The sequence below is a fragment of the Aquimarina sp. AU474 genome (assembly GCF_900312815.1).
In the GTDB taxonomy this organism is placed as follows: Bacteria; Bacteroidota; Bacteroidia; order Flavobacteriales; family Flavobacteriaceae; genus Aquimarina.
This window is the reverse complement of the sequence record NZ_OMPE01000006.1, coordinates 294,304-320,599: the sequence shown is the minus strand read 5'-3', so window position 1 is coordinate 320,599 and position 26,296 is coordinate 294,304. Positions and strand designations below refer to the sequence as shown.

Annotated in this window: 30 protein-coding genes; 24 read left to right on the top strand and 6 right to left on the bottom strand. The window is 32.5% G+C overall.

Annotated elements, in window-relative coordinates; genetic code table 11:
- Positions 1-17 precede the first annotated feature (17 nt).
- The 23 genes from DK508_RS06175 (at position 18) to DK508_RS06060 (ending at position 18,618) form a co-directional block, all read left to right on the top strand.
- Entirely contained in the window at positions 18-302 is a 285-nt protein-coding gene (locus DK508_RS06175; protein WP_109299868.1) for a hypothetical protein, read from the top strand.
- Between the two features lie 18 nt (positions 303-320).
- Positions 321-749: a hypothetical protein gene (locus DK508_RS06170; protein WP_200831846.1), complete on the top strand. Its 429-nt coding sequence runs from the start codon at positions 321-323 to the stop codon at positions 747-749.
- On the top strand, positions 750-1,469 hold the full coding sequence (locus DK508_RS06165) for a hypothetical protein (protein ID WP_109299867.1): 720 nt from the start codon (positions 750-752) through the stop codon (positions 1,467-1,469).
- Between the two features lie 138 nt (positions 1,470-1,607).
- Positions 1,608-1,853 carry a hypothetical protein gene (locus DK508_RS06160; protein WP_109299866.1) on the top strand — a complete coding sequence of 82 codons (246 nt, stop codon included), beginning with the start codon at positions 1,608-1,610 and terminating at the stop codon, positions 1,851-1,853.
- On the top strand, positions 1,854-2,642 hold the full coding sequence (locus DK508_RS06155) for a hypothetical protein (protein WP_109299865.1): 789 nt from the start codon (positions 1,854-1,856) through the stop codon (positions 2,640-2,642).
- Positions 2,643-2,766: 124 nt separating this feature from the next.
- Positions 2,767-3,663 carry a hypothetical protein gene (locus DK508_RS06150; RefSeq protein WP_160114578.1) on the top strand — a complete coding sequence of 299 codons (897 nt, stop codon included), beginning with the start codon at positions 2,767-2,769 and terminating at the stop codon, positions 3,661-3,663.
- A gap of 110 nt (positions 3,664-3,773) precedes the next feature.
- Positions 3,774-4,304: a GNAT family N-acetyltransferase gene (locus DK508_RS06145; RefSeq protein WP_235016298.1), complete on the top strand. Its 531-nt coding sequence runs from the start codon at positions 3,774-3,776 to the stop codon at positions 4,302-4,304.
- Positions 4,305-4,401: 97 nt separating this feature from the next.
- Positions 4,402-5,448, top strand: coding sequence for a dienelactone hydrolase (locus tag DK508_RS06140; RefSeq protein WP_109299862.1), 1,047 nt, complete (start codon positions 4,402-4,404; stop codon positions 5,446-5,448).
- A gap of 91 nt (positions 5,449-5,539) precedes the next feature.
- Positions 5,540-6,388, top strand: a complete 849-nt coding sequence (locus DK508_RS06135) for an AraC family transcriptional regulator (protein ID WP_109299861.1) — start codon at positions 5,540-5,542, stop codon at positions 6,386-6,388.
- Between the two features lie 110 nt (positions 6,389-6,498).
- Complete coding sequence (locus tag DK508_RS06130) at positions 6,499-6,972, top strand: hypothetical protein (RefSeq protein WP_109299860.1); 474 nt, start codon at positions 6,499-6,501, stop codon at positions 6,970-6,972.
- Between the two features lie 38 nt (positions 6,973-7,010).
- Positions 7,011-7,382, top strand: a complete 372-nt coding sequence (locus DK508_RS06120; RefSeq protein WP_109299859.1) for a DoxX family membrane protein — start codon at positions 7,011-7,013, stop codon at positions 7,380-7,382.
- A 470-nt stretch (positions 7,383-7,852) separates the two neighbouring features.
- A complete protein-coding gene (locus tag DK508_RS06115; RefSeq protein WP_109299858.1) occupies positions 7,853-8,401 on the top strand; it encodes a carboxymuconolactone decarboxylase family protein in 549 nt (182 codons plus the stop codon).
- A 128-nt stretch (positions 8,402-8,529) separates the two neighbouring features.
- Positions 8,530-8,898 carry a cupredoxin domain-containing protein gene (locus DK508_RS06110; protein WP_109299857.1) on the top strand — a complete coding sequence of 123 codons (369 nt, stop codon included), beginning with the start codon at positions 8,530-8,532 and terminating at the stop codon, positions 8,896-8,898.
- A gap of 86 nt (positions 8,899-8,984) precedes the next feature.
- Positions 8,985-9,713 (top strand): hypothetical protein, encoded by a 729-nt coding sequence (locus tag DK508_RS06105; RefSeq protein ID WP_109299856.1) that lies wholly within the window; start codon positions 8,985-8,987, stop codon positions 9,711-9,713.
- A gap of 248 nt (positions 9,714-9,961) precedes the next feature.
- Positions 9,962-11,230: a kynureninase gene (kynU, locus tag DK508_RS06100; protein WP_109299855.1), complete on the top strand. Its 1,269-nt coding sequence runs from the start codon at positions 9,962-9,964 to the stop codon at positions 11,228-11,230.
- Positions 11,230-12,627, top strand: coding sequence for an NAD(P)/FAD-dependent oxidoreductase (locus DK508_RS06095; RefSeq protein ID WP_109299854.1), 1,398 nt, complete (start codon positions 11,230-11,232; stop codon positions 12,625-12,627). The genes kynU and DK508_RS06095 overlap by 1 nt, the downstream gene beginning before the upstream one ends.
- Before the next feature lie 27 nt (positions 12,628-12,654).
- Positions 12,655-13,071 (top strand): RidA family protein, encoded by a 417-nt coding sequence (locus DK508_RS06090; RefSeq protein WP_109299853.1) that lies wholly within the window; start codon positions 12,655-12,657, stop codon positions 13,069-13,071.
- Between the two features lie 27 nt (positions 13,072-13,098).
- Complete coding sequence (locus tag DK508_RS06085; RefSeq protein ID WP_109299852.1) at positions 13,099-13,866, top strand: IclR family transcriptional regulator; 768 nt, start codon at positions 13,099-13,101, stop codon at positions 13,864-13,866.
- Positions 13,867-13,883: 17 nt separating this feature from the next.
- Positions 13,884-15,329, top strand: a complete 1,446-nt coding sequence (locus tag DK508_RS06080) for an aldehyde dehydrogenase (protein WP_109299851.1) — start codon at positions 13,884-13,886, stop codon at positions 15,327-15,329.
- A gap of 26 nt (positions 15,330-15,355) precedes the next feature.
- Positions 15,356-16,135 (top strand): SDR family oxidoreductase, encoded by a 780-nt coding sequence (locus DK508_RS06075; RefSeq protein WP_109299850.1) that lies wholly within the window; start codon positions 15,356-15,358, stop codon positions 16,133-16,135.
- Positions 16,136-16,219: 84 nt separating this feature from the next.
- Positions 16,220-16,747, top strand: a complete 528-nt coding sequence (locus DK508_RS06070) for a 3-hydroxyanthranilate 3,4-dioxygenase (protein ID WP_109299849.1) — start codon at positions 16,220-16,222, stop codon at positions 16,745-16,747.
- A 62-nt stretch (positions 16,748-16,809) separates the two neighbouring features.
- Positions 16,810-17,910 carry an amidohydrolase family protein gene (locus DK508_RS06065; protein ID WP_109299848.1) on the top strand — a complete coding sequence of 367 codons (1,101 nt, stop codon included), beginning with the start codon at positions 16,810-16,812 and terminating at the stop codon, positions 17,908-17,910.
- Positions 17,911-17,976: 66 nt separating this feature from the next.
- Positions 17,977-18,618, top strand: a complete 642-nt coding sequence (locus DK508_RS06060; RefSeq protein ID WP_109299847.1) for an O-methyltransferase — start codon at positions 17,977-17,979, stop codon at positions 18,616-18,618.
- A gap of 51 nt (positions 18,619-18,669) precedes the next feature.
- Here the strand turns inward: DK508_RS06060 and DK508_RS06055 are convergent, their stop codons facing one another.
- The 6 genes from DK508_RS06055 to DK508_RS06030 all read right to left on the bottom strand — a co-directional run bounded on the left by DK508_RS06055 (position 18,670) and on the right by DK508_RS06030 (position 25,486).
- Positions 18,670-20,166, bottom strand: coding sequence for a S8 family serine peptidase (locus DK508_RS06055; RefSeq protein WP_109299846.1), 1,497 nt, complete (start codon positions 20,164-20,166; stop codon positions 18,670-18,672).
- 342 nt (positions 20,167-20,508) lie between these two features.
- Entirely contained in the window at positions 20,509-20,802 is a 294-nt protein-coding gene (locus tag DK508_RS06050) for a twin-arginine translocase TatA/TatE family subunit (protein WP_109299845.1), read from the bottom strand.
- 88 nt (positions 20,803-20,890) lie between these two features.
- Entirely contained in the window at positions 20,891-23,203 is a 2,313-nt protein-coding gene (locus DK508_RS06045; protein WP_109299844.1) for a M1 family metallopeptidase, read from the bottom strand.
- 64 nt (positions 23,204-23,267) lie between these two features.
- Positions 23,268-23,771 carry a DUF6702 family protein gene (locus DK508_RS06040; RefSeq protein ID WP_109299843.1) on the bottom strand — a complete coding sequence of 168 codons (504 nt, stop codon included), beginning with the start codon at positions 23,769-23,771 and terminating at the stop codon, positions 23,268-23,270.
- Positions 23,772-23,823: 52 nt separating this feature from the next.
- The gene (locus DK508_RS06035; RefSeq protein WP_109299842.1) at positions 23,824-24,579 is read right to left on the bottom strand and encodes a hypothetical protein; all 756 of its coding nucleotides are present in this window, start codon (positions 24,577-24,579) and stop codon (positions 23,824-23,826) included.
- A 115-nt stretch (positions 24,580-24,694) separates the two neighbouring features.
- On the bottom strand, positions 24,695-25,486 hold the full coding sequence (locus tag DK508_RS06030; protein ID WP_109299841.1) for a hypothetical protein: 792 nt from the start codon (positions 25,484-25,486) through the stop codon (positions 24,695-24,697).
- Between the two features lie 102 nt (positions 25,487-25,588).
- Between DK508_RS06030 and pepE the strand changes: the two genes are divergently transcribed.
- The gene (gene pepE / locus DK508_RS06025; RefSeq protein ID WP_109299840.1) at positions 25,589-26,296 is read left to right on the top strand and encodes a dipeptidase PepE; all 708 of its coding nucleotides are present in this window, start codon (positions 25,589-25,591) and stop codon (positions 26,294-26,296) included.

Genomic DNA, 26,296 nt, shown 5'->3' with positions numbered 1-26,296 from the left:
TACTGCAAACTAAGGTTATGAAATTACAAGTCAAAATATGTGACCATCTAAAAAGTTTTGATGTAGCAAGTATAAAAGAAAAAACTTCATATGAATGTGAAGAATGTATAAAAGCTGGAGATACATGGGTACACTTGCGTACTTGTCAAGAATGTGGTGTGACTTTATGCTGTGATTCATCTCCAAACAAACATGCCAGTAATCATTTTAAATTGCATCAAAATCATAGCGTAATCATTTCTGCAGAACCTAATGAACATTGGGCTTGGTGTTATGAACATAAGTCATTTTTAGAATATTAGTCCTAAAAATCAAATGAAATGAAAAATGATCTCATTTTTGAAAAAATAACCTTAACGATTAGCATATTTCTTTATGCTTTGGTAGTTCCATATTTAGAAATTAACAATACGCATGTTTTTAATCCAGATTGGACTCCCCATGTTCGTATACATGAAGTATGGCAATTAATTACCAATACAAGTATTGGTATTTTGTCACTTTGGTTGATCTATAAAAAAAGACAAGTGCTACTCCCTTTTATATTGAGTATGATTATTACTGGTAGCTTTTTGATTTCATTTATGATTAAAAATACATATGATGGATCTATGAAATATTTAGATGGAAGCGAAAAAACACTATTTGGATTAAACATTGGCATTGTGGGGTTTGGGTTTGCTTTTGTGCTACTTGTATTATCCCTCATTACGTATTACAGAAAAAACATAACAACAAAAAATACGTAAATGAATAAGTTATATATACTCATAGCGTTATTCATTGCCTTTTTGGGAAACTCCCAAACATCATCAAAAAAAGTATTATTTCTAGGTAATAGCCTTACTTATTCTAATGATATGCCCAAAATCTTAGAGCATATTGCCAAAAATTTTAAACTAACAATCAAAACTAAGGCGCTATGTTATCCTAATTACGGTCTTGAGGATCATTGGAAAGATCAAAAGTTTCAAAACCTCATACATCAACAACGCTTTGATAATGTTATTATACAACAAGGCCCGTCGTCGCAAGAACCAGGAAAAAAGATGCTTGTACATTATGGCACAAAAATTAAAGCCGTTTGTAAAAGAAAAAACATCACTTTAGGATACTTTATGGTCTGGCCTGCAAAAAGATATTATCATACTTTTGATGGTGTTATTACCAATCATCAATATGCAGCAAAAATCTCGGCTGCTCAATTATATCCTGTAGGGGCTATATGGAAAATGTATGAAGCAAAAGACAATCTAGAGTCTTTATATAGTTATGATCAGTTTCATCCTTCAACAGCTGGTAGTTTATTGGCTGCTCTCACTATTTTTAAAGGATTATACCCTAACAAGGACATTACTACTCTCAATTTTAAGAAATACAAAAAGTGGATCAATGACCAAAAATCTTTTGAGAAGATGATAGAGTTGATACAAACTTATAAATCCCCTTCAAACAAAATATCCAATTAACAAATAACACTACTCTCTCCAGCATTAAAATTACCCAGTATTGGGTATTGAAATGGTTATGTATACATAATACTTTTGGTAAAGAAATTACAATTAGTAATAATCAATAATAAATTGTTTAATCATAAATTTAAAATTATGCCAGAAGTTACAAGTGATCAAATCAAAAATGTTCTAGCAAGTCATGGAATAGAAAATCTAGATGATCTAGCAAGTTTATTAGCTGAACAGGAAAATTCACCAGCAGGTTCCATCGCAAAACCCAACTTAGGTGAGCTTGATAAAAGTTGGGTCATCAAAGTCTGGAAACTTGATAAAAGTCTTGAAGAGCTAGATATAAAAGAACTCCCAAGTAATTTAGGAGGAAATATATTAAGCGAATAAATGACTACTGAAAGATGGATATACGATTTTATATCCAAAGATATTTTAGTTAACACATCAGAAAACAGTGTATTAATAACTAAGTCTTTAGGTGAGTTTTCTATTTTTTGTTTTTTATTACAAGAAAAAGAAAGATTACCTAAAGACTATCTGCCTCTTCTGAAAGAAATAGATAACAGAAAAGTTTTAACTAATTACCATACCGTTTTTTTAAAAAATTGTTTAAAATGTTATAACTATCATAACTATATAACAGAACCTAGTGAAGAAGGGTTAGAAATAGACTACATCAAATCTAAATTTTTTCAGAAAAAAGGTAATTGGCATAACAAATTGATCTCTCTTCTGTATCAAATTAGATCAAAAGGAATTGATATTCATAATTCCTATTATTTAACTCATATTATCTTTTACAGTACTGATTTCGGAAAGAATACATATTGGGATAGCCACCCTAAAATAAGGAATATAATCTTGGAAATTTTAACAATTTGCGAAAAAAAGTTTTATTCTGATCTTAATTGGGATATCCTTAGGGAAATTCATTTATCTCGAATTTTTATTGACAACAAAGCTCATCTTGATGTTTTGATAAAGTTTGAAAACGAAAATACATTTATTCAATCCGATCAAGGTTGGTTTTTATCCGATGGAAATAAATTAAAAAAGTACGAGAACGCATATAAATCTTTAAAGTTGGAAGAAAAATACAGTCTATATCATACGACTTTAATTTCTGTAATCTTAAATTATACTATCAAAGATTTCTCTAACACATTTATTATATAGTTCGATTAATTGATAATGGTTATGTATCTCAATCAACAATAAATCAATTCACAAGAACACTACAACTATATACAGACTTTAAGTCTAAAAACTTATAAAACTAAATATCTAATACAAAATTATTATGAAAACATTCAAAATAATATTTATCGCTTTCGTTATATGCTTCACTATAAATATGCGAGCCCAGGAAGAAGAAGAATTCGAAATATTAAGTGTGCAAATTGAACAAACAATAGCACTTATACAGGAAAAACAAGAGAGAATACAAATACTTGAAGAATATATCAAAACATTAAACAGTTTAGATGACAACCGAGTAAAAGAGATTAAAAATAAAGAAGATGAAATCGAAAAACTTCGGTTTGAAATCCTTAACACATCTCTAAAATTAAACACACTTAAGCAACAACAACTAGATAGTAACGAAATTTTCACGCCAAGTCCCGATATAAATTATTTAACAACTAAAGAGAAAAGACGGCTTGATAATTATAAGAATAATATCATTCTAAAAAATGAATATCTTAATACTACCGAAGAAGCAAATCAAATATTTGCAGATAAGACGGTAACATTTAAAGCTATTATATGGAACACAAATTTCAACGTACCTATAGCGCGATTTAATTTCGCAAAAGATGATTCTGAAAAAAGAGGTGATATTCTATTATTTAGTTCTGTTGGTGCCGGATTTGGAATAAGCTCGGGTCGTATGACCGAGACGAGAGATGAAAATGGCGATCTAATAAGTAATGAATTTGAAAATTCGATAGGACTACACCTTGGTTTTTTATTTTCTGCTTCTACCGGAGATGACAATAAAAATGTCTTTGCCCCAACCATTTCTTTAAGTTTATTAGATTTTCAACTAGGCTACGGTTATGAACTAGGAACTACTACTATAAATCAGCAACGAAACTTTATAACGTTAGGATATGGGATTCCATTGTACAAATTAACAAGGGGAAAATTTAGATATCTACACAGAGGGAAGCCTACTAAATTTTCTAAGCGTTAATAATCAATAAGAATTGATCTAACCTTACTATAACACTTAATATTTTTATTTATCCAAAATCTTATAGCTTTGTGTTAATCTCTTATTCATAAATAGGTAGACAAATGCAAATGAAATATTTACTCACAGGACAAGAAACCGAAAGATTAAAATTCAGACTACTAGAACAAAAAGACTTTGAAGAATGGACAAAGTTATTTAAAGAAAAGAATGTAGCTAATTTTTTAAAACTTGATACCGCACTCTCACCTACTCAACTATGTCAAGCATGGTTTGACAAAGCTTTTTATAGATACGAAAACGAACTAGGAGGAATGAATGTGCTTATTGATAAAGCAACCAATAAATTTATTGGCCAATGTGGATTATTAGTACAAACCATTGACGATGTAGAACGTTTAGAAGTTGGGTACTCTATACTTCCCGAATTCTGGAGTCAAGGATATGCATATGAAGCAGCATCTAAGTGTAAAAATTATGCTTTTGAACATAATTTTTCAGATTCGCTAATCTCTGTAGTACATATCAACAACATAGGTTCTGAAAAAGTAGCTCGTAAAAACGGAATGACTTTCGAAAGAATGACAGATGACGTATTTAACGTTTTCAGTATTGATAAAAAAAATTGGAGTCATCCGTGATATTTTCAAATTAGGTAAGTCATTTGTATTAATGCAAACAAAGTGTAACAAATGATATTTTAAGACATCTATTATATACAACACTAATCATACACCAATGCAAAAAGTACTAATTGCAGGTATATTAATGGGGTTATTTTTTTCTTGCAACTCTACCTCTACCTCTAAAAAAGAAAATCAATACCGTATAGGTCAAAAATCTATTACCTATACAGATCAATCTAGAAATCGACCTGTGGTAACCGAAATTTGGTATCCTACTAATGATACAATTAGTCAAAACCAAATTCCTTCTCGGCGAAAAGAGTTATTTAAAAGTATTGATACTAAAAAAAATGCTAGTATCCCCGAAGATAAATTCCCCTTATTACTAGTTTCTCATGGAACTGGCGGAAATCGTTTTTCGTTAACCTGGTTTATCGAAAAAATGGTAAAAGAGGGATATATTGTGGTCTCAATAGATCATTACGGAAATTCTACTTTTAACAAACTACCGCGAGAATTCGTCAAATGGTGGGAACGGGCAATAGATATGCAATATGCACTAACTAATGTACTCAAAGACCCACTGGTAGGATCAAAGATTGATGTTTCCAAAATTGGTGGTGTAGGTTTTTCTTTAGGAGGCTATACCAATATTGCTTTGGCAGGAGGATATGTAGATAGGAATCATCATGAAGGCAATAACGATGATAGAGCTATGCCTCCAGAATTCCCTAAAACCGATGAAATCATTGATTTTGATACGGACAGTCTGATTGTTTCCTCTTATAACATGTATAAAGATCAAGTAAAAGATGATCGCATAAAAGCTTTTTTTGTAATGGCTCCGGCGATTGGTTTTGGGTTTCATTCTGAAAAACAAACCGACAAAATAACCGCACCTATTTTCATTGTTGCAGGTAAAGGCGATACCAATACGCCAATAAAAAGTAATGCACTGCATTATCATAATTTAATTAAAACTAGCTCACTACATCTATTTAATGAGCATGTAAATCATTATGTTTTTTTAAATGAATCAACGGAATTTGGAAAAAAAATTGCTCCCATCATCACTACAGATCATCCCGAAGTAAACCGAAAAGAGATACATCAAAAAACAGTAGATCTAGCAATTGATTTTTTTAATCAACATCTATAGCGGCCATATCAATAGATTTAAGCTTTAACATTAACAATAAATTATTACTCCCCATTTGTAATGAAATCATTAAAAACACGACCTTTATAGTATGATCAAGGAGTTTAAGGAATTTTCGACCGAAGCCGTATTAAAAGTAGCCAATGAAGAGTTATTACAATCCTATCAAAAATCTGAAGTGATAGGTTTATATACTTTTATTTGGGTTAAAGACAAAGAAACGGTTTTAGAGGTGGATGGAATTTCTGTTACGGTACCTATAAATAATATTGTGGTACTAACCCCTAATCAGTATTTCAAATTTATAAGCGGATCAGATCTTATTGTTTATCAATTTAACCGTGAGTTTTATTGTATTAAAGATCATGACAAAGAAGTTAGTTGTATGGGTGTACTCTTTTACGGAAACAGTGTTATTCCAATTGTACATCTTGATAACGAACAACGCAGTAAATTAGAATTGTTTCACCAGATTTTCCTTGAAGAACTGGACACAGTTGATACTATACAGGCAGAAATGTTACGTATGTTGATGGCTAGATTTATTATTACGACGACCAGACTTATTAAGCAGCAAGATGATTTTAACAGCATTAAAGATCAAGCTGATTTAATTAGACAATTTAATGCTTTAGTTGAGTTTAATTTTAGAGAAGAGCATTCTGTGGGGTTTTATGCCGACAAACTTTTCAAGTCACCTAAGACATTATCTAATAATTTTGCCAAATTTGAAAAGAGTCCCTTAAAGATTATTCATGATCGAATTATTCTAGAAGCCAAACGCCTACTTATCTATACAGAAAAAACTGCTAAGGAGATTGCATACGAATTAGGTTTTGATGATGCCTCTCATCTAAGCAGAATGTTTAAAAAACATACATCTTTTTCTCCCTCTGAATTCAAAAAACAATTAAAACTTGAAGTCGTAGGGAAATATTGACAAGCTTAAAGGAAGAAGAGCTATGTTTTAATTTTGATTTTTGCCCCACCTTTGTACTATAATTTAGTTAAACAACCACCGAAATTTTTTCGGGTAAAAATATAGAAAAGATGAAAACATATTCACAACATATCCAACTCACAATATTAAGTCTTTTATTATTAGTGTTCTCGACAGGTAATGCACAGGTTACTTATGAAGACGAATTAGAAACTGTATACTTAAATGATCAAGTAGAAGAAGTAGTATACACAAATAATTTTAGCGGTTATAACAATGACTTAATTGCAGACAATAGTATCAATTTTAAAGTTAAAATTAAAGAAGCTAAACAAAATAACGAGTATTTATTGTTTCTTTCTGAAAGAAGCAATCTAGAAATCCTGAGTATATCTTACTTGAAAACCATACGTAAAGGAGCAAATAGAAGTACTGACCCTGAGGCTTTTGCAGAATTCTTAAATGAGCGACTTCCAGAGTTAATCAATCAATTTAGAAAAGATAATAATCTAGAAGAATTGTATATTATCTCAAGAAAGAATACTTTTAATGGGAAAATAGATGCTTTACCGAGCGTTTTATAATTTTCGATAGAGCCAAAAAAGTAAACACAAACTCAAAAATGAAAAAGATCCTACCCCTATTGCTACGAATTATCGTAGCAATTATCTTGATCCAAACTCTTAGATTTAAATTTACTGCCCATCCCGATAGCGTATACATTTTCACAAAAGTTGGAATGGAGCCATATGGTCGTATTGCCACTGGTGTTACAGAACTGATTGCAGGAATATTACTATTAATACCCAGAACAGTTTGGATTGGAGCAACGTTGACTCTAGGAATTATTGGTGGAGCAATTATGCTACATCTCACCAAACTGGGAATTGAAATTAACAGTGATGGTGGTATCTTATTTTTTACTGCCGTTATTACCTTTATATTAAGTGCTATTATACTTTGGATAAACAGAAAACAAGTAATTTTTTTCTAAAAAAGATTACAAGACTAAAATCAAAACCTCTGTAATGCAGAGGTTTTTTTATGCTCGGGAAATATTGACAAGTCTCCGGGAAGAACAACCATTTCTTCAGCATCATCTATATCGCATCTTTGTATTGTTAATTTAAAACAATATCAAAATGACAATTCAAAATAAATCAATTTTCAATTTAATAGAAATTTTCCGTCAAGGAAAAAAAAGAATTATAACTTCATTAAGTACGAAAACACATTGTGAAAGAAGTGCTATTCATGATTTTTATTGTGATGCAGAAAAGCCTTTTATAAAAGAACAACACTAAAAGAACAACACAGGAAATATTGACATGTTATCGGGAAAAACGATCATTTTTTCACAATCGCTCTCTCCCGATCTTTGTAAAGAAATTAAGAATAACGAATTAGAAAAATAAATATTAACCGAATCTGATAGAATATCAGACTAACAAAAACCTTAAAATTATGAGCACATTTAATGTACCAACAAGAGATGAAGTAAGCGCTAATAACCAAGCCATATTTGATAATCTAAATAAAGCTTTAGGATTTGTTCCTAATCTATATGCAACATACGCACATAGTGATACTGCCCTAGAAAATTATCTTACTTTTTCTAATGCAAAGACATCTCTATCTGCAAAAGAAAAAGAAGTAGTTAACTTAGCTGTAAGTCAAGTAAATGAATGTATCTATTGTTTATCCGCGCACACTGCAATTGGAAAAATGAATGGTTTTACCGATGAGCAAATTTTAGAATTACGAGCCGGAGCAGCTTCTTTTGACTCAAAATTAGATGCATTGGCAAAATTAGCGAAAAACATTACCGAAAAAAGAGGTAAAACGGACCAAAATGTAATTGATAACTTTTTTGCTGCAGGATACACGAAAGGAAACTTAATTGATACTATTTCATTGGTAGGAGATAAAACAATCTCAAACTATATTCACAGTACAACTCAGATTCCTGTAGATTTTCCGGTAGCTCAACCATTAGAAACAGCAGCGATATAAGTTGTAACCACTAAGAATTATCCCAATTATTTATATATCTGAAAAGGAATGGAAAGATATTTTATTCCTTTTCAGTACCCAAATTAAAAATTAGTAAATCATTTAAATAAATAAATTAAATTAAAATCATGAAAAAATTAATCACATTATTCACATTTGTTTTAGCAGTAACTTTTTCTGCACAAGCTCAAGAAGTAAAAAATGTATCTCTTGAACAAACTAAAGGAGAGTTTACTGAAAAAGAAGTAACACTTTCTGAAGGAAGTTATGTTTTTAACATTACTAACAATAATGTTGGAACTGATGTTGGATTTGTATTAGTACCTGAAGGAAAAGATGCTTCTGATCCTAAGAATCACATTACATCTGCTTATGTAACTAAAGTAGTTGCAGATGGTAAGACAGAAAGTTCTAATACAGTTACATTAAAGAAAGGAACATACAAATATTTCTGCCCTTTAAATAAAACACCACAATATACATTGACTGTCAAGTAAATTGACTTTCATAAAAACCCTAAAACCTTGTTAATCTCGATTAGCAAGGTTTTTCTTTTTATATTTTAGCCCAAAACTAATCCAACATGAAAACCCTGGTATTCTATACAATGTGTTCTTTGCTTTTTTTAAGCTGTAAAAACGAAGTAAAAAAAGAAAACCACCAATATGATGATGAAGTTGAAGTTAGAGACCCACAACCTATAACAAAAACAGAAAATCCAAAAATATCAACTACCGCTAGTGCTATTGCTTCTGCCAATGGTTTACAAAATTGGAGTAATGTAAAAGAAATTAAATTCACATTTAATGTGGATCGAGACACAACACATTATGAACGTTCTTGGACATGGAAACCAAAAAAAAATATGGTTTCTTTAACTTCAGTAAATGATACTATTACCTATAACAGAAGTAAAATAGATAGTACTAATCAAAGAGCAGATCAAGGGTTTATCAATGACAAATATTGGTTATTAGCCCCTTTTAATTTGGTTTGGGATGCAGCAAGTTTTACTACAAAACATGAGGCCATAGCCGTAGCCCCTATAAGTGGAAAAAATATGCAAAAATTAACTATCGTATACAATACCGATGGCGGATATACTCCTGGCGATGCTTATGATTTTTATTTTGAGGGTGATTTTATCATCAAAGAATGGGTTTTTAGAGAAAAGAATACTAAAGAACCATCTCTTATTACTTCATGGGAAAATTACCAAACTTATAATGGTATTAAAATAGCAAAAACTCATAAAAAAAATGAAGGAAATTGGACGCTTCATTTTACAAATATTGAAGTGATTACAGAATAAACACATTCTCGTTTTTAATGTATCAAATAATATCTAACCGTACGAAATAATACATTATGGTTTGACATCTTTCTATTCTCCCATTTTAATAATGCCTACAATTTCATCTTTCCGGTTCCTGGAATGAACTATTAATATACTATAGAGTATAATCTTATTTATATTAAAATAACGAGTATTATTTTAATATAAATAAGCATTTTTTTGTAACTTTATGAAACACTGTTTCAATTATTAAAACACGTTAAATGTCAACTCTACTCAAAACTAGTCTAGCATACGCAAAAGAGCAAGATCAAAAAGATGAATTAAATCACTACAAGAACCAATTTCATATCCCAAAAGATGATCAAGGAAATGATTGGATTTACATGTGTGGTAATTCATTAGGGTTACAACCAAAAGCAACTCAAGAGTACATTTTACAAGAATTAAAGGATTGGGCTAACCTTGGTGTCGAAGGGCATTTTGAAGCCAAAAACCCGTGGATGCCATATCATGAATTCTTGACTGATTCTATGGCCAAAGTAGTTGGAGCTAAACCATTAGAAGTAGTAATTATGAATACTTTGACTACTAACTTACATTTGCTAATGGTTTCTTTTTACCAACCCAGCAAAACAAAATTTAAAATAGTTATAGAAAGTGATGCATTTCCTTCGGATCGATATGCTGTAGAATCTCAACTACGTTTTCATGGTTTTGATCATAAGGAAGGAATAATAGAATGGAAACCCAGAAAAGGAGAAGAGTTACTTCATTTAGAAGATTTAGAAACCATTCTTGATCAACAAGGAGATGAAATTGCTTTATTATTAATTGGCGGGGTAAATTACTATACCGGCCAGTATTTAGATCTTAAAAAAATTGCATCCTTAGGGCATGCCAAAAACTGCATGGTGGGTATAGATCTAGCCCATGGGGTTGGCAATATCACCCCTGATCTTCATAAATCAGGAGTAGATTTTGCAGCGTGGTGCACTTACAAATACCTTAACTCTGGGCCTGGGAGTCTAGGGGGCTTATTCGTTCATGAAAAACACGCACATAATAAAAAATTAAAACGCTTTACAGGATGGTGGAGTCATAATAAAAACACAAGATTTAATATGCGCCAAGAGTTTGATCTCATGCCTGGAGCAGAAGGTTATCAATTAAGCAACCCTCCTATCCTTTCTATGGCTGCCATAAAAGCTTCTCTGGATATTTTTAATGAAATAGGCATGGATACGTTAAGAAAAAAATCCAAAACACTTACTGGGTATTTTGAATTTCTAATTCATCAAATAGATACTGATAGAATTCGAATTATCACACCTAGTAATCCAGAAGAAAGAGGTTGTCAGTTATCTATTCAAGTAAAAAACGCAGATAAAAATCTACACCAAAAACTTACTGATCATCATATAATTACAGATTGGAGAGAACCTGATGTAATACGATGTGCCCCAACACCGCTATATAATAGTTTTGAAGATGTATACAGAATGACAGAAATATTAAAAACCTTGCTATAATGCCAAAAAAGGAAAACATACTAATTATTGGTGCTGGTCTATGTGGATCAATGTTAGCACTAAGAATGGCCCAAAGGGGCTATAAAGTATCGGTATATGAAGGAAGGCCTGATTTAAGAACTACCGATATTTCTGCCGGACGTTCGATTAATCTGGCATTATCAGATCGAGGATTAAAAGCTATACAAATGGTTGGGATTATGGATAAAGTACTTCCCTATTGTATCCCTATGTATGGCAGAATGATGCATGACATAGAAGGAAACACCTTCGCATCTGATTATTCGGGAAGAGATGGCGAGTACATTAACTCAATGTCTCGAGGAACTTTAAATGGGTTATTACTTACTGAAGCAGAAAAGCATGAAAATGTAAATTTATATTTCAACAAAAAATGTATTGGCGTAGACATTGAAAATACTGTAGCCAATTTTAAATGCTATATCACCAAAGAGAAACTTCAGGTAAACGCCGATATTATATTTGGTGCAGATGGCGCAGGTTCTGCTCTTAGAAAAAGTTACTATCTCGAAAAGAAATTTTTATTCAGTAATTCTCAGAACTATCTAACGCACGGTTATAAAGAGTTAGAAATCCCTGCTAATAAAACCGGCAATCATAGAATCAGTAAAGATCATTTACATATATGGCCAAGGGGGCAATATATGCTTATTGCACTGCCAAATTTGGATGGTAGTTTTACAGTGACTTTATTTTTGGCCTACGAGGAAGGAGAATACAACTTTAATAACCTTGTAACTATCGAAAAAGTCACAGAATTTTTTGAGTCGCAATTCCCAGATGCCCTAGCATTAATTCCAGATCTTAATAACGAATTTTTCAATAATCCAACCGGTGCCTTAGGCACTGTAAAATGCTCTCCATGGTATTATAAAGGAAAAACCCTGTTAATTGGGGATGCTGCCCATGCAATTGTTCCGTTTTACGGTCAAGGTATGAATGCTTCTTTTGAAGATGTTATCGTTTTTGACGAAATCCTAGATCAATCTGAAGGAGATTGGGGCGCTATCTTTAAGGCATATCAAAAAGAAAGAAGAAAGGATACAGATGCGATTGCGGATTTAGCAATCGATAATTATTACGAAATGCGTGACCATGTAGCGAATCCAATTTTTAAAGAAAAGCGAAAATTAGAAATGGCTTTAGAAAAAGCATTCCCTAATGAATATTTTTCAAAATATTCGTTAGTAACATTTAATGAAAATATTACATATGCCGAGGCGATGAAAATTGGTAGAGCCCAGGATAAAGCTTTATTAAATATGATAGCTGATAGCGAAATAGATACAAGCACTGATTTAGAACAAATTTTAAAACTTGTGCAAAAAGAAACTAACAACATATTACAAGAAGATAAAATAGCTGGTTTAAAATAAATTTAATCCATGCATTAAGTAAAAAATATGAATAAAGGAAAACTAATACAAGGCAAGGCAATACCAAGAGGCAAGTTTCCGCATGTTAAACGTGTTGGTGATTTTATATATGTTTCTGGCACAAGTTCTAGAAAACCAGACAACTCTTTTGAAGGAGTAAAAGTAGATGAGTTTGGCACAACCAACCTAGATATCAAAGCACAAACAAGAGCTGTTTTAGAAAATATCAATGATATTTTAAAAGAGGAAAACGCTAGTTTAAAGGATATTGTCGATGTTACTTCTTTTTTGGTTAACATGAATGATTTTGGTGGATATAATGAAGTTTATGCTCAGTATTTTGATTACGATGGCCCTACCAGGACAACAGTTGCAGTACATCAACTACCTCATCCCCATTTATTAATTGAAATAAAAGTAGTTGCTTACAAAAAACAGAGCTAACAAAAACTAAAAAAAAATGAAATAACAATGAGTACAGTAACAGACAAAAAAATTCTAAACACTTCTGTAGAAAAAGCATTCAAAATTCTTGATTGTTTTTCTATCGATAAAATGGAATTAGGTGTTACTGAGATTGCTAAACAAATGGGTACCAATAAAAGTGCAGTATATCGCATGTTGGCAACCATGGAAGCTCTTAATGTTATTCAACAAAATCCCGAAAACGGAAAATATCGACTAGGATTAAAATTATTTGAGTTAAGTCAAAAAGTAAGTATACACAAAAATTTTATATCCAAAGCACGACCGTTTATGGAAGAATTGGTTAAACGTGCTGGAGAGACCGCTCATCTTGCCATTTACAAAAATCAAAAAGTATATTTCTTAGATAAAGTTGTAGGTAGACATGACCTTCAAATTAATTCACAAATTGGTACCGAAAAGCCCTTACACTGTACGGGTCTCGGAAAAATTATGCTTGCCTTTGCAGAACATAATTATAACAATATTGTCGAGCATATTAACTTAGAAACTATTACCAAGAACACTATAATTAATAAAAAAAAGCTACTCCTTGAAGTAGAAAAAATAAAAAATCAAGGTTTTGCCTTAGATATGGAAGAAAATGAAATAGGACTAGTTTGTGTAGCTGTTCCTGTTTTTAGCACCAATGGCAAATTCATAGCCGCAATAAGTACATCTGGTCCTTCTGCAAGATTTAATGAAAATGAAATTCAAACCTATACAGGAGACCTAAAGCATACTGCTGAACAGTTAAAACATATTTTCAGTTAATTGAAAACTTGAGAAAAATGAAAAAAATATTGAACTATATCAATGGCGAATTCAAAGCTCCTTTGCTTGATCAATGGCTTGATAATTACAATCCATCCACAGGAAAAATATATAGTTTGATTCCTAACTCGTCTACAAAAGATGTTCAATTGGCCTATGAAGCAGCCAAACAAGCATTTCAAAGTTGGTCAAACACTCCTTTACAAGAGCGTAGTGAAATTCTATCAAGAATATCATCCTTAATTATTGAGAATATAGATACTCTGGCTAATGCCGAAGCTATAGATAATGGAAAACCATTAACTCTAGCGACCCGTGTTGATATCCCCAGGTCCTCTTCTAATTTTCAGTTTTTCTCCCACGCCATTACTCAATTTGCAAGTGAAGCACATGAGAGTATTGGGCTAGATGCTATTAACTTTACACTACGGCAATCTATTGGTGTAGTGGGTTGTATTTCACCTTGGAACCTACCTCTCTATTTATTCACATGGAAAATTGCTCCGGCTCTTGCTGCGGGTAACACCGTAGTTGCTAAGCCGAGTGAAATAACTCCTATGACGGCATATTTATTAGGAGATATTTGCACAAAAGCTGGACTCCCAAAAGGGGTTTTAAATATTGTTCACGGATTAGGAAACACAACGGGCCAGGCCATTATCGAACACCCAGATATAAAAGCTATTTCCTTTACAGGCGGAACTGCCACGGGTGCTCACATTGCCAAAACCGCAGCTCCAATGTTTAAGAAATTATCGCTAGAATTAGGAGGTAAAAACCCAAATTTGATTTTTGCAGACTGTGATTATGATAAAATGCTCAGTACTACAGTGAGATCCTCTTTTGCCAATCAAGGGCAAATATGCTTATGTGGTTCGCGAATATTTGTAGAAAGAACAATCTACGATAAATTCAAAATCGATTTTATTCAAAGAACGAAATCTTTAAAAATTGGCCCTCCGTTAGATTCTACAACAGAGATTGGCGCGTTAGTTTCTAAATCCCATATAGAAAAAGTTAAATCGTATATCGATCTCGCCCAGCAAGAAGGAGGAACAGTTTTATGCGGAGGAGAGTATGTAACTATAAAAGATCATGAAGATGGATACTATTTACAACCAACGGTTATAGAAGTAACCGATATCAATTGCAAGTTAACACAAGAAGAAATTTTTGGTCCAGTCGTGACTATAATGCCTTTTGATAATGACGAAGAAGCGCTTGCCCTAGCAAATAATGTTCGTTATGGATTATCCAGTACAATCTGGACAAATAATTTAAATCGAAGCATGTTTTTGGCAAAACATATTCAAGCTGGAATTGTTTGGATAAACACATGGATGATGCGCGATTTACGTACAGCTTTTGGAGGAGTTAAAGACTCTGGGGTAGGCCGTGAAGGAGGCCAGGAAGCATTGCGGTTTTTTACAGAACCCAAAAATGTTTGTATACACTATAAATAATAACATAAATTATAGAAACACTAATAATGAATCTAAATCTTACACATAAAAATGCACTAGTTTGTGGTAGTACTCAAGGTATCGGAAAAGCTTCAGCTATTCAATTAGCGACCTTAGGGGCAAATGTAACATTGGTCGCTCGAAACGAAGAAAAACTTAACGATGTCCTTAGCGAACTGCCCACAGATCAAGGACAATCTCACACATATGTTGTTGCGGATTTTCTAGATCCAGAAAAATTACAACAAAAAATTTCTAGGACAAACCATATCTATCATATCTTAATCAATAATACTGGTGGTCCAGCCGCTGGACCTGTTTTTGGTGCTACTTTGGATGAATTTGAAAGAGCATTCACGCAACACTTAAAATGCAATCATGTTTTGGTCCAATCAGTAGTTCCTGGGATGAAAACCGAAGGTTATGGTAGGATCATCAATGTTATTTCTACCTCTGTCAAGCAGCCTCTCAACGGATTAGGTGTTTCTAACACTATTCGTGGAGCGGTGGGGAATTGGTCTAAAACCTTAGCTAATGAATTAGGCGCATACGGAATCACAGTAAATAACGTATTACCCGGAGCTACGGCAACAGAACGATTAAATGAAATTATTAACAACAAAGCAAAAAAAACAGGTAAATCAGTTGAAGAAATTTCTGAAACTATGATGAATGAAGTTCCTGCCAAAAGATTTGCTAAACCAGAAGAGATCGCCAATGCTATTGCATTTTTAGCATCAGAAGCAGCATCCTATATCAATGGGATAAATGTACCAGTTGATGGAGGAAGGACAAAGTCCTTATAGTTAACGATTTGTTATTACTAAAAACAAATCAAAAGGATTAAATTTAATACAGAATAACAAGCATTTACATATAAAAACAAGCGCATGAGTAATTTAGTTTCACCCTTAAATTTTAAAGCCTGGATAGATGAACATCGCCACTTATTAAAACCGCCAGTAGGTAATAAGTGTGTATGGGAAAATGGAGATTTTATTGTGATGGTTGTAGGAGGTCCTAATAATCGCAAGGACTATCATTATAATGAAACTCCAGAATTTTTTTATCAAGTAGAAGGTGATATTGTTTTAAAAATAATTAATAATGGTACTCCTGAAGATGTACATATCAAAGAAGGTGAAATTTATTTACTCCCTCCCAAAGTTCCTCATTCACCGCAACGAGGTGAAAACACTGTTGGCATGGTCATAGAATACCCTAGAAATGAAGGAATGATGGATGCTCTAGAATGGTATTGCGAAAATTGTAATACACTATTGTACAGAGAAGAATTTGCTTTGGACAATATAGAAACAGATATGCCTATCATTTTTGACAAATATTATAGTGATAGAAATAAATGTACATGTTCTAATTGCGGTACCATTATGGACGCTCCTAAAAAGAAGCAATAATATTTAGATAGAAAACCAAAAAAAAGTTTCATCAATATCTCTCTAAACAACACAATATACCAATGAAAAGAAAACTTAGAATAAACGGACATTCGCATTTGTTACCATATCCCGAAGAGATCCCTCAATTCATGAAGGACAAAGAAATTTTTTGGGTAGATGATGAACGCAGATATATGTTACAAAAAGGTTGGAAACGACCTGTAACGCACTCTAGTTTTTTCCTGGATGAAAAACTAGCATGGATGGAGCATAACAAAATTGACCATGCAGTAGTACTCAATCTTTCGCAATTATATGGTAATGGTCTACGTCTAGAAGAAATGAAACATGCGCTGCGATTTCAAAATGATTTTAATGCCAATGTACAACGAGAGCATCCTGATAAGTTTTCTTGTGGATTTGTAGTGCATCCTGGTTTTATAAATGGAGCATTATGGGAGATGGAGCGTTGTGTTGAGGAATTAGGGATGCATGTATTATGCTTACCAACTCACTTTATGGATTCTATTGGACAGTGGAGATGTATTTTTGATGAAGAAAATGATCCTATTTTTGAATTAGCAGATAAATATAAACTAGCTATAGAGGTTCACCCATATGACGGTGATAAAATGATTAAACTAGAAAATGTGGCTTGGCGTTTTCATTTAGTATGGATGTTAGCACAATGTGGTGATGCTTATCATTTTTACACCCTTAATGGTATGCAAAATCGTTATCCTAATATTAGAACATGTTTCGCTCATGGAGGGCAGTTAGCCCAAATGAACTTAGGTAGGCGTATTCAAGGGTTTGATGGTAGACCAGATTTATTTGAAGGAAAGCAACACCCAAGAAAAGCTGTTGGGCATCCAAACATATATTTTGATACCCTAGTACATGATACAGATTCTTTGAAACTTACTGTGGAACGCCAGGGTAGTAAACAAGTCATCATGGGATTAGATGATCCATATCCTCTTGGCGAGATGGAAAGTGAACCACAATCATCATATCCGGGAAAAATTTTGGATCTTGCTTTAGACCGTGATATTATTAATCAAAAAGAATATGATGATATTTGGGAGTGTAATGTATTACAATGGTTGTTTGGAGATAATGAAGATGCCAAAAAGGATCTAACCAATAAAATCTTGGGTACAACAATGGAAGTAGATTAAAGTTAAGAAAACAATTTTATCAACTTATCTTTTTAAATAATTTAGCTTTGCAAAAAAGTAATATATATGCATTTCATACCGGAAGAGCTAGACAATTATGTAGTTAATCATACCGAAAAAGAACCTAAATTACTACAACAGTTAACAAGAGAGACTTATCAAAAAATACTACAACCTCGTATGCTCAGTGGAGCCTATCAAGGTAGAGTATTAAGCATATTATCTAAGCTTATTAGACCAAAAAATATTCTCGAGATAGGTACTTACACAGGGTACTCTGCATTATGTTTGGCCGAAGGTATGCAAACTGATGGAGTATTACATACTATTGATATAAATGAAGAACTTGAAACTTTTCAAAGAAAATATTTTGACCTATCTCCCTACGGAGAACAAATTCATCAACACGTAGGTGATGCCACCCAAATTATCCCTAAACTAGATTTAAAATTTGATTTGATATTCATCGATGCCGATAAACCCAATTATCCTGCCTATTTTGATTTAGTTATTAATCGAATGAATCCCGGAGGAGTAATACTATCAGACAATGTATTATGGAGTGGTAAAGTTATAGATGCTGTAGCCGAGGATGATTTTTCAACCAAAGCACTTTTAGAATACAATACGTTATTGTTAGAAGATCATAGAGTAGAAACTGTATTATTACCTATTCGAGATGGGTTAACAATTAGTAGAGTACTATAAAAAAATGGAAGCCTTTTGAGCTTCCATTTTTTTTCAATTACAATTTATATTTTATTGAACCGCCTTAAGAGCGTCTATATTTCCGTAACCGAATTTACTATTTCGGTTGGGATAAAACTCTGCAGCTCTTTTCAACTTATCTAATACTTGTGCCCTAGTCATATTTGGATTACGCGCCCATACTAATGCAGCTATACCTGCTGTAGTTGCAGTCGCCACAGATGATCCACCTACGTAATTTCTACTTCCAGAATTAAATCCTATTACAGGAACATTTCTACCAGAATCTCCAGCTCTTTGCATCACAATAGTAAAGTCAATTTTACTTCCTTCATGACAATTATTGCATCGGTTATATCCGTTATCTTTAAGTCCTGTAACTGCTACTGTTTCATTCATATTTGCCGGAAAAATAACACCAACAAAACTTGTAATTGAAGTAGAAGTTCCTCCTGCCGCAATTACCATTTTACCACGGTTATGTGCATATCTTACAGCATCTCTTACATTACCAATACTAAAAACCCAACCAATAGACATAGAAATGATTTTAACATCTCCACGATTCCCTAAAGCTCTTAACGCATTAGTAACCCCTTTACGCTCATGATAATCATTCAACAATACATCTGATGTACCTCTATATGCCACCAAATTAGCATTATAAGCTACACCGACAGGCATACCATCATCATTACGAGGAGATGCAATTGCTGAAGCCATTGAAGTACCATGTCCGCATCTATCATTAGGGCCATCTATATTATTAGACCACCACCAAGGAGAATCGATATACGTTCCAAACCTTTGAACAAATCTACCATTAGAAGCACCGTCATTAAAATTGCTTCCTAATAAACTTTGACTTGCCGAAATACCTGTATCTATTAAACCAACTGTAATACCTGCACCTGTACTATAGTTCCAGGCTTGAGGCACTTTATGAATATCAAAATTCCATGGTAACCATGCATTTGGAGAGATTACTCTGTAATCGTTACCATTAATATTTTCACCACTTTGAGCACATCCAAAGTCTTTTTGCTGAACGGCTTCGTCGTTTAAGTATCCAGTATAAAAGGTATCAATATATCTAATTTGATCTGCTTTTTGTAACGCAATAATCGTCTCGAGTTTGGTAACCTCAACATCTACAAAATTGAATGTATCATCATCATGTTTCACAACATTAGATTTTGTTTGTTGTTCTGTATCTTGAACAATATTGAATATATTATTTTTAGCTCCTACCAAATCTGGAGAACGTTGTTGTAAAGAGAAACTATCTCCTTTCTCACCATAACCAACGCTAACAATATTACCACCATGAACGGCAGCACTCCAAAGGACAACTGCAGGAGCTTCTAACCATACAACATCACCTTTAGTTTTGAGTTGATCTTGTATATATTTATTTATTTCATCAACCGAAAGTAATTTTTGATTATCAATAGATGTTACGGCAGGATCATTAATTTCACTAGGGTCATCTTTGGTACAAGAAAACACAAGAAATAGCCCTAAAGTAAAAAGGATAACTTTTTTCATTTTAGAATAAGATTTATGAGTTTGTGTGTAAATAATTACTAAATATAAAATCCTTAAAAATCAGAAATATTTATCATTTAGTTAGTTTCATGGCTAATATATTAAATATTATCTAAATATTTAATCGTTTTTTTGAAAGAATAGCAATGAAAACCGATTTATTATGCTCGCATAGCACCGTTTTTTATACTGAAATTTCCCCAAAAGACTAGTAAACATTGAGACTTACCCATACTCGAGAATAATATTATTATAGTGCTAAAAAAAAGTTTATTTTTTTACGAAAAAATCAAAATTTACAATAAAAATTGAGCAAAATAAGAATTTGAAGAAGTAAATTATCTAGAATTTCCTTTTAACAGGACCAGTTATTTCATGTATATCATCTTTAACCTGGTCTATTTCTTTCTTAATATCTGTAGTAATCGAAGAAGGGATATCGGTATCGATGCCATGTTTCTCGGCACTTTTTGTGATCTCTGTTTTGATATCATTAGTCGCATCTTTAACGATACGCATTCCTTTTCCCAAACCACGAGCGATTTCTGGGATTTTATCGGCACCAAAGACCATTACTAATATAAAAACAATAAAAGCAATTTCGGTTCCGCTAATAAACAAAGGTAGTGTTGTCATAACAGTGCAAATATAGGCATTATCCACAAAACAAAAGCCATCGAATACTAATCGATGGCTTTGTTTATGAAAATTTTATAGCTCTTAATTATTGACCTTTTACTTTATTTTTAAATTTATCAAATTTTCCAATTTTATTTTTTTGTGGCCAACTATTATTTGATGTATCAATATCCGCAGTTTCCATATTAGGATCTACTACAATTTTTGTGATACTCTTATCAGAAGCTATGGCTCTTTTTACACTTTTATCATTTTTACGCCATATTTCTGCAGGATACTTTATAGTTTCTGAGCTACCATCCTCATAGGTATACTCTACAATTAAAGGCATTACTAAACCTCCTGGTTTTTCGAATGTAACTTCATAAAAATACTTAGGTTCTTTTAATTTTTGTTGTTCTCCTATAGAGAAGTTATCCATAAGGTACTCTTTCAATGTTGTAGCATTATCTATAACATTACCATTCTTTTTTATAGTTGCATATTCTTCACTACCCTCTTCTACCATAAACACTAATGGCCCAAAATCCTCAATTCTTGCTCCTCTGGCAGCAGCAAATGCTTTCGCTTTCTGAGTAGGTTCTTTAGAAACTACAAATTTCTTAACATCTTTTACACCAATATCCGTATAGTCTGTAGTATAGAACCATCCTCTCCAGAACCAATCCAAATCTACTGCCGATGCATCTTCCATTGTTCTAAAAAAGTCTTCAGGAGTTGGATGCTTAAACATCCATCGTTGCGAATACGTTCTAAATGAATAATCAAAAAGTTCTCTACCCATCACCGTTTCTCTTAGGATATTTAAACCTGTAGCAGGTTTTGCATATGCATTTGGTCCAAATTGATGAATATTATTAGATTGAGTCATTATCGGAGATAAAAAATTCTGATTTCCACTCATATAAGGAACTATTTTTGGTGCAGGACCTCTTCTAGAAGGATATTTTTTTGAAGGAGCTACCGCAGCTGGATACCACTCTGCAAAATCTTGCTCTGCCACATATTGTACAAAAGTATTTAAACCTTCATCCATCCATGTCCATTGACGCTCATCACTATTAACAATCATTGGAAAAAAGTTATGTCCAACCTCATGAATAATAACACTCATCATTCCATATTTCACTCTATCGCTATATGTTCCATCAGGGTTTGGTCTTCCGTAATTCCAGCATATCATAGGGTATTCCATTCCCTGATTCTTTGCATGTACAGAAATTGCTTTATGATAAGGGTAATCAAATGTCATACGACTATATGATTTTAGTGTACTAGCAACAGCTTTTGTAGACCAGTCTTCCCAAAGAGGGTTTCCTTCTTTAGGATACATCGATACTGCCATAATATCTTTACCACCAATTTTAACTGCCATCATATCCCAAATAAACCTTCTAGATGTTGCAAATCCAAAATCTCTAACGTTCTCTGCTTTTAATTTCCAGGTTTTCTTATTCTCAGAAAAGGTTTTTTCTTTTGCTATAGTCTCTTCTTGAGTTACAATAATAACAGGTTTATCATATGACTTTTTTGCTTTTTCATAACGACTCATCATCTCCTTAGTATACATTTCTTTTCTGTTTACTAAGACTCCTGTCCCATCCAAAATGTGATCTGCTGGTACAGTTATGTTGACTTCAAAATTTCCAAAAGGTAATGCAAACTCTCCTCTACCCCAAAACTGATGATTTTGCCATCCTTCTACATCATTATAGACTGCCATACGTGGATAAAATTGAGCAATTACATATGCTCTATTACCATCTGCAAATTCTTCATATCCAGATCTTCCTCTACCATTTACATGATTATTAATATTGTACCACCAATCAATAGAGAACACAAATTTTTCTCCTGCTTTCAAATCACTAGGCATCTCTACTCTCATCATTGTAGCATTAATCGTATGTTTTAATGGCTTTCCATTTGCATCTTTTACCGCAGTAATATTGAAACCTCCATCAAAAGCTTCACCCAAATACTTAGTCACAAAACCACCGGGCTGATCTGCCGGAGCGACTCCTCCTCCTTGTATTAATGGAGTTTTAGAATCTTTGGCTCTCATATTTTGATCTAATTGAACCCAAAGAAATTCTAAATTATCTGGTGAATTATTGGTATAAGTAATGGTTTCCTTTCCGGTAATTTTTGTGTTCTTATCGTCAAGTTCAATGTCCATTTTATAATCAGCTTGTTGCTGATAATATGCTGGACCTGGGGCCCCAGAAGCAGTACGATACATGTTAGGAGTAGAAAACTCCTCGTACATTTGCTTAAATTTATTTTGATTTGTGTGCCCGAGTTCGCGAGCATCTTTAGCCTCCTTTTGGTTTTGAGCATATGACATAGTTCCCGACATCATAAAAGCCGCCAAAAGAAGTAAAAGTACTTTTTTCATCTGAGTGATTTTGAGTTAATTGATAATGATTTGCAAAATAATCGTTTTTTAAAAGCTTAATGATTTATTCACTAAACTTTAACATCCCAGAATCTCTTCTTTTCTCTAGGATAAGACTCTTTCTGTTGTTTTCTTTTTTAACGTGAACAATATTCTGTTGTTCTTCAAAAAGATCCATCAAGATTTGATTTGAAATTTCTAAACTTTCTAAAGAGCTAATATTTTCTATTTCAAGATAAAATATAATTAAATCATCTTCATATTCTTTACCCAGGTATGTAAAAGAAGCCTCTTTGCCATTAATTAAAAAATTAATTTTTTGGTCAAAATATTTTTTAATATACTCCTCTGCCCCAACAGTTTCTTTATTAACCTCTAACCGAATAGCATCATCATATCTTTTACGTAAAACTTCTTCTAAATCATCAATAAACACTCTTGAAATTATCTGTAACGACTGTTCTTCTTTATTATATTCTATTTGCATAACACTAACATAAAACTTATGCGCTGTAAAAGAACTTAAGATTACTACCCCTATCAATGCTATTAATACTACTTTCTTCATTCTAAAAAATTATAAAGGTTAAAAGTAATTAAAACAAACGTATTTAAAATAACTAATCAATTTCTTTAAGTTTTTTATAAGATATTACCTTCTTTTTAAAAAACTCCAGTAGTGTTAATTTTTTAGAGTTCTCTAATAGATTTTTAAAATACTGATCCTCTGCACAATAATACATAAAATCAGTAATTAAATCTTGTGAGAGGTCTAAATCGTTTACAAAAAACGAAGTATCAAAAGTAATTTCTGCTCTCTCAACTAAGTACTGAAGATCTGTAAGTGCTTTAATTCGTTTTAATCTCTTTAATTTTCCGTTAAGATAGTTAATAGGTAAGTCTAATATTCCAGATCTAGCCGTATATATTCGTCTTTCTATTTGTGTAGGTTGTGGTTTATCGGTGAAGGGAAGACCCAGTGTCTTATTATCCACAAAAGGTTTGAGCTCTACTTTGCCTACATCATCATCTAGATTTCCAGAAAGTTTAATATTACTTACTTTTACTTGATCAAGTAGCTGTATTTTGGGTCTTAAAATAATTTTCACTCCCTCTTCTTCAAAATGGTTTGGGGTAACGACAATAGATATTATATCATATTGAACAGATGAAAAAGTAATAGAATCTCCAACATTTGCTGGTATTTCAAAAACTCCATTTTGATCATTAGTTGTTCCTGTTTTATTGGTGAAATTCACAATATTTATTGCATAGTCTTCTAATGACTTCGCTAGTATTTTTCCTTTAAGGGTTTTAGTTTGCCCAAAAGTCTGAAACGAGCTAACGATGAGAAAGGCTAGAATTATCTTACGCATATATATTCTTAATTATAAATGACCATATGTATATCGATATACATATGGTCATTTATAAAGACGCAAAAAAAATAATACAGTTACAGATTGGATTTGATGTAATGTATTTCTTTCTCTATTTTTGATCTAGATATAATTTACTTTGAAATACTAAGAACTGAAGAAGATCAAGTTCTTTACCAGTTTCAAAATATATGTTACTCAATCCATTATCTTCTGCAAAAAAAATAAAATCATTAATCTGATCCATTTCTAGGGCCAAATGATTTTTAAAAAAATCATCGTTGTACATATTTCGAATTTTCACATCAATATCGGCATTCTTTTTCTTCTTTTTAGATGTGTTTTTATTATCGTATACCAATTTAAATAAGTTCACAAAATTTAACCCATTGATCATTCTATCTTCAAGAAAAACTTTATTATCTAGCGTTGAAAGCTCATCAGGTCTAAAATCATAATCCGTATCATTAATTTTTGTACCCGTCTCTTTAGAAACTTCGGTAATTCCGCTTTCACTAAAACCAATTTTCTTTACATCAACCGTAACATTACCCAATAAATCATATGGTGTTACTATAACTTCTTCGAGTTGATTTATAGATTCATTTAAAAAAACATGAAGTCTTTTACTATCTACGACCCCTTTATCAATCAATACCAAAAAATGCTGATATTGCATGGCTACAATCTCTATTTTATCATTAATTCCTGCATTGATTTTAAAAGTTCCTCCTTTGTTCGTAATGGTTCCTTTATTAGTACTACGATTATAAACAACTACTCCTTCTACATCATCTCCAATAGGAGCACTAATCTTTCCATTTACAACAACTCTAGAAGTTATCTGGCCAATGGATTGGCTTACTACAATACAAATTAAAAAGATCGATAATTTTATTCTCATGTCAAATTGGGTTATTTTTTCTTCATTAAGATACTACATTTTTTTATCTTCCCTTCCTGTTTCAATATAAGAAAACGTTAAACCATCTTTACAAAAAAGTCAATGATAAATTGTGTAATCGCTAGTACTTCTACAATCCATGGAAGTCAGCCCTTAGAATACCTGAAAGATACATTAATAGAACTGTATAGCAATAGTGATGAAATATTATTTATTCCCTATGCCCGCCCAGGAGGAATTTCTCATGATGAATATACCATAGGAGTCAATAATATTTTCAAAAAAATTAATAAGAAAGTAGTTAGCGTACATATGTTTACCAGTATTGCTGAGGCTTTTGAAAATGTTCAAGGGATTTATACTGGTGGTGGTAATACTTTTTTATTAGTTGATCAATTATATCGCAATCATTGTATCGAACCTTTAAAAAAGGCAATACAATCCGGTATACCGTATTTGGGTACAAGTGCAGGTAGTAATATTTGCGGTTTAACCATGCAGACGACTAATGATATGCCTATTGTTTATCCAGAAAGTTTTAAAACCTTAGGCGTATTCTCGTTCAACATTAATGCACATTATTTGGATCCAGACCCTAGTTCTACACATAAGGGAGAAACTAGAGAAACGCGTATCAAAGAATTCCACAACTTAAATCCCCAACCAGTTGTCGGTTTACGTGAAGGCAGTTGGTTGAGAATAAAAAACAAAGATATTGTTCTAGAAGGAAATTTATCTGCGAGAATTTTTGAGCCTAATAAAACACCTTATGAAATTGAAACAGGAAGTTCTTTAAATGAATTACATTAG

Excerpts from the sequence above, each read along its gene's own strand:
- DK508_RS06040 (WP_109299843.1), bottom strand. The coding sequence starts at position 23,771 with ATGAAGAAAGTAGTATTAATAGCATTGATAGGGGTAGTAATCTTAAGT.
- DK508_RS06130 (WP_109299860.1), top strand. The coding sequence starts at position 6,499 with ATGAAAACATATTCACAACATATCCAACTCACAATATTAAGTCTTTTA.
- DK508_RS06050 (WP_109299845.1), bottom strand. The coding sequence starts at position 20,802 with ATGACAACACTACCTTTGTTTATTAGCGGAACCGAAATTGCTTTTATT.
- DK508_RS06075 (WP_109299850.1), top strand. The coding sequence starts at position 15,356 with ATGAATCTAAATCTTACACATAAAAATGCACTAGTTTGTGGTAGTACT.
- DK508_RS06155 (WP_109299865.1), top strand. The coding sequence starts at position 1,854 with ATGACTACTGAAAGATGGATATACGATTTTATATCCAAAGATATTTTA.
- DK508_RS06080 (WP_109299851.1), top strand. The coding sequence starts at position 13,884 with ATGAAAAAAATATTGAACTATATCAATGGCGAATTCAAAGCTCCTTTG.
- DK508_RS06070 (WP_109299849.1), top strand. The coding sequence starts at position 16,220 with ATGAGTAATTTAGTTTCACCCTTAAATTTTAAAGCCTGGATAGATGAA.
- DK508_RS06085 (WP_109299852.1), top strand. The coding sequence starts at position 13,099 with ATGAGTACAGTAACAGACAAAAAAATTCTAAACACTTCTGTAGAAAAA.
- DK508_RS06095 (WP_109299854.1), top strand. The coding sequence starts at position 11,230 with ATGCCAAAAAAGGAAAACATACTAATTATTGGTGCTGGTCTATGTGGA.
- DK508_RS06165 (WP_109299867.1), top strand. The coding sequence starts at position 750 with ATGAATAAGTTATATATACTCATAGCGTTATTCATTGCCTTTTTGGGA.
- pepE (WP_109299840.1), top strand. The coding sequence starts at position 25,589 with ATGATAAATTGTGTAATCGCTAGTACTTCTACAATCCATGGAAGTCAG.
- DK508_RS06105 (WP_109299856.1), top strand. The coding sequence starts at position 8,985 with ATGAAAACCCTGGTATTCTATACAATGTGTTCTTTGCTTTTTTTAAGC.
- DK508_RS06120 (WP_109299859.1), top strand. The coding sequence starts at position 7,011 with ATGAAAAAGATCCTACCCCTATTGCTACGAATTATCGTAGCAATTATC.
- DK508_RS06060 (WP_109299847.1), top strand. The coding sequence starts at position 17,977 with ATGCATTTCATACCGGAAGAGCTAGACAATTATGTAGTTAATCATACC.
- DK508_RS06065 (WP_109299848.1), top strand. The coding sequence starts at position 16,810 with ATGAAAAGAAAACTTAGAATAAACGGACATTCGCATTTGTTACCATAT.
- DK508_RS06160 (WP_109299866.1), top strand. The coding sequence starts at position 1,608 with ATGCCAGAAGTTACAAGTGATCAAATCAAAAATGTTCTAGCAAGTCAT.
- DK508_RS06115 (WP_109299858.1), top strand. The coding sequence starts at position 7,853 with ATGAGCACATTTAATGTACCAACAAGAGATGAAGTAAGCGCTAATAAC.
- kynU (WP_109299855.1), top strand. The coding sequence starts at position 9,962 with ATGTCAACTCTACTCAAAACTAGTCTAGCATACGCAAAAGAGCAAGAT.
- DK508_RS06030 (WP_109299841.1), bottom strand. The coding sequence starts at position 25,486 with ATGAGAATAAAATTATCGATCTTTTTAATTTGTATTGTAGTAAGCCAA.
- DK508_RS06150 (WP_160114578.1), top strand. The coding sequence starts at position 2,767 with ATGAAAACATTCAAAATAATATTTATCGCTTTCGTTATATGCTTCACT.
- DK508_RS06170 (WP_200831846.1), top strand. The coding sequence starts at position 321 with ATGAAAAATGATCTCATTTTTGAAAAAATAACCTTAACGATTAGCATA.
- DK508_RS06175 (WP_109299868.1), top strand. The coding sequence starts at position 18 with ATGAAATTACAAGTCAAAATATGTGACCATCTAAAAAGTTTTGATGTA.
- DK508_RS06055 (WP_109299846.1), bottom strand. The coding sequence starts at position 20,166 with ATGAAAAAAGTTATCCTTTTTACTTTAGGGCTATTTCTTGTGTTTTCT.
- DK508_RS06045 (WP_109299844.1), bottom strand. The coding sequence starts at position 23,203 with ATGAAAAAAGTACTTTTACTTCTTTTGGCGGCTTTTATGATGTCGGGA.
- DK508_RS06090 (WP_109299853.1), top strand. The coding sequence starts at position 12,655 with ATGAATAAAGGAAAACTAATACAAGGCAAGGCAATACCAAGAGGCAAG.
- DK508_RS06135 (WP_109299861.1), top strand. The coding sequence starts at position 5,540 with ATGATCAAGGAGTTTAAGGAATTTTCGACCGAAGCCGTATTAAAAGTA.
- DK508_RS06140 (WP_109299862.1), top strand. The coding sequence starts at position 4,402 with ATGCAAAAAGTACTAATTGCAGGTATATTAATGGGGTTATTTTTTTCT.
- DK508_RS06110 (WP_109299857.1), top strand. The coding sequence starts at position 8,530 with ATGAAAAAATTAATCACATTATTCACATTTGTTTTAGCAGTAACTTTT.
- DK508_RS06035 (WP_109299842.1), bottom strand. The coding sequence starts at position 24,579 with ATGCGTAAGATAATTCTAGCCTTTCTCATCGTTAGCTCGTTTCAGACT.
- DK508_RS06145 (WP_235016298.1), top strand. The coding sequence starts at position 3,774 with ATGAAATATTTACTCACAGGACAAGAAACCGAAAGATTAAAATTCAGA.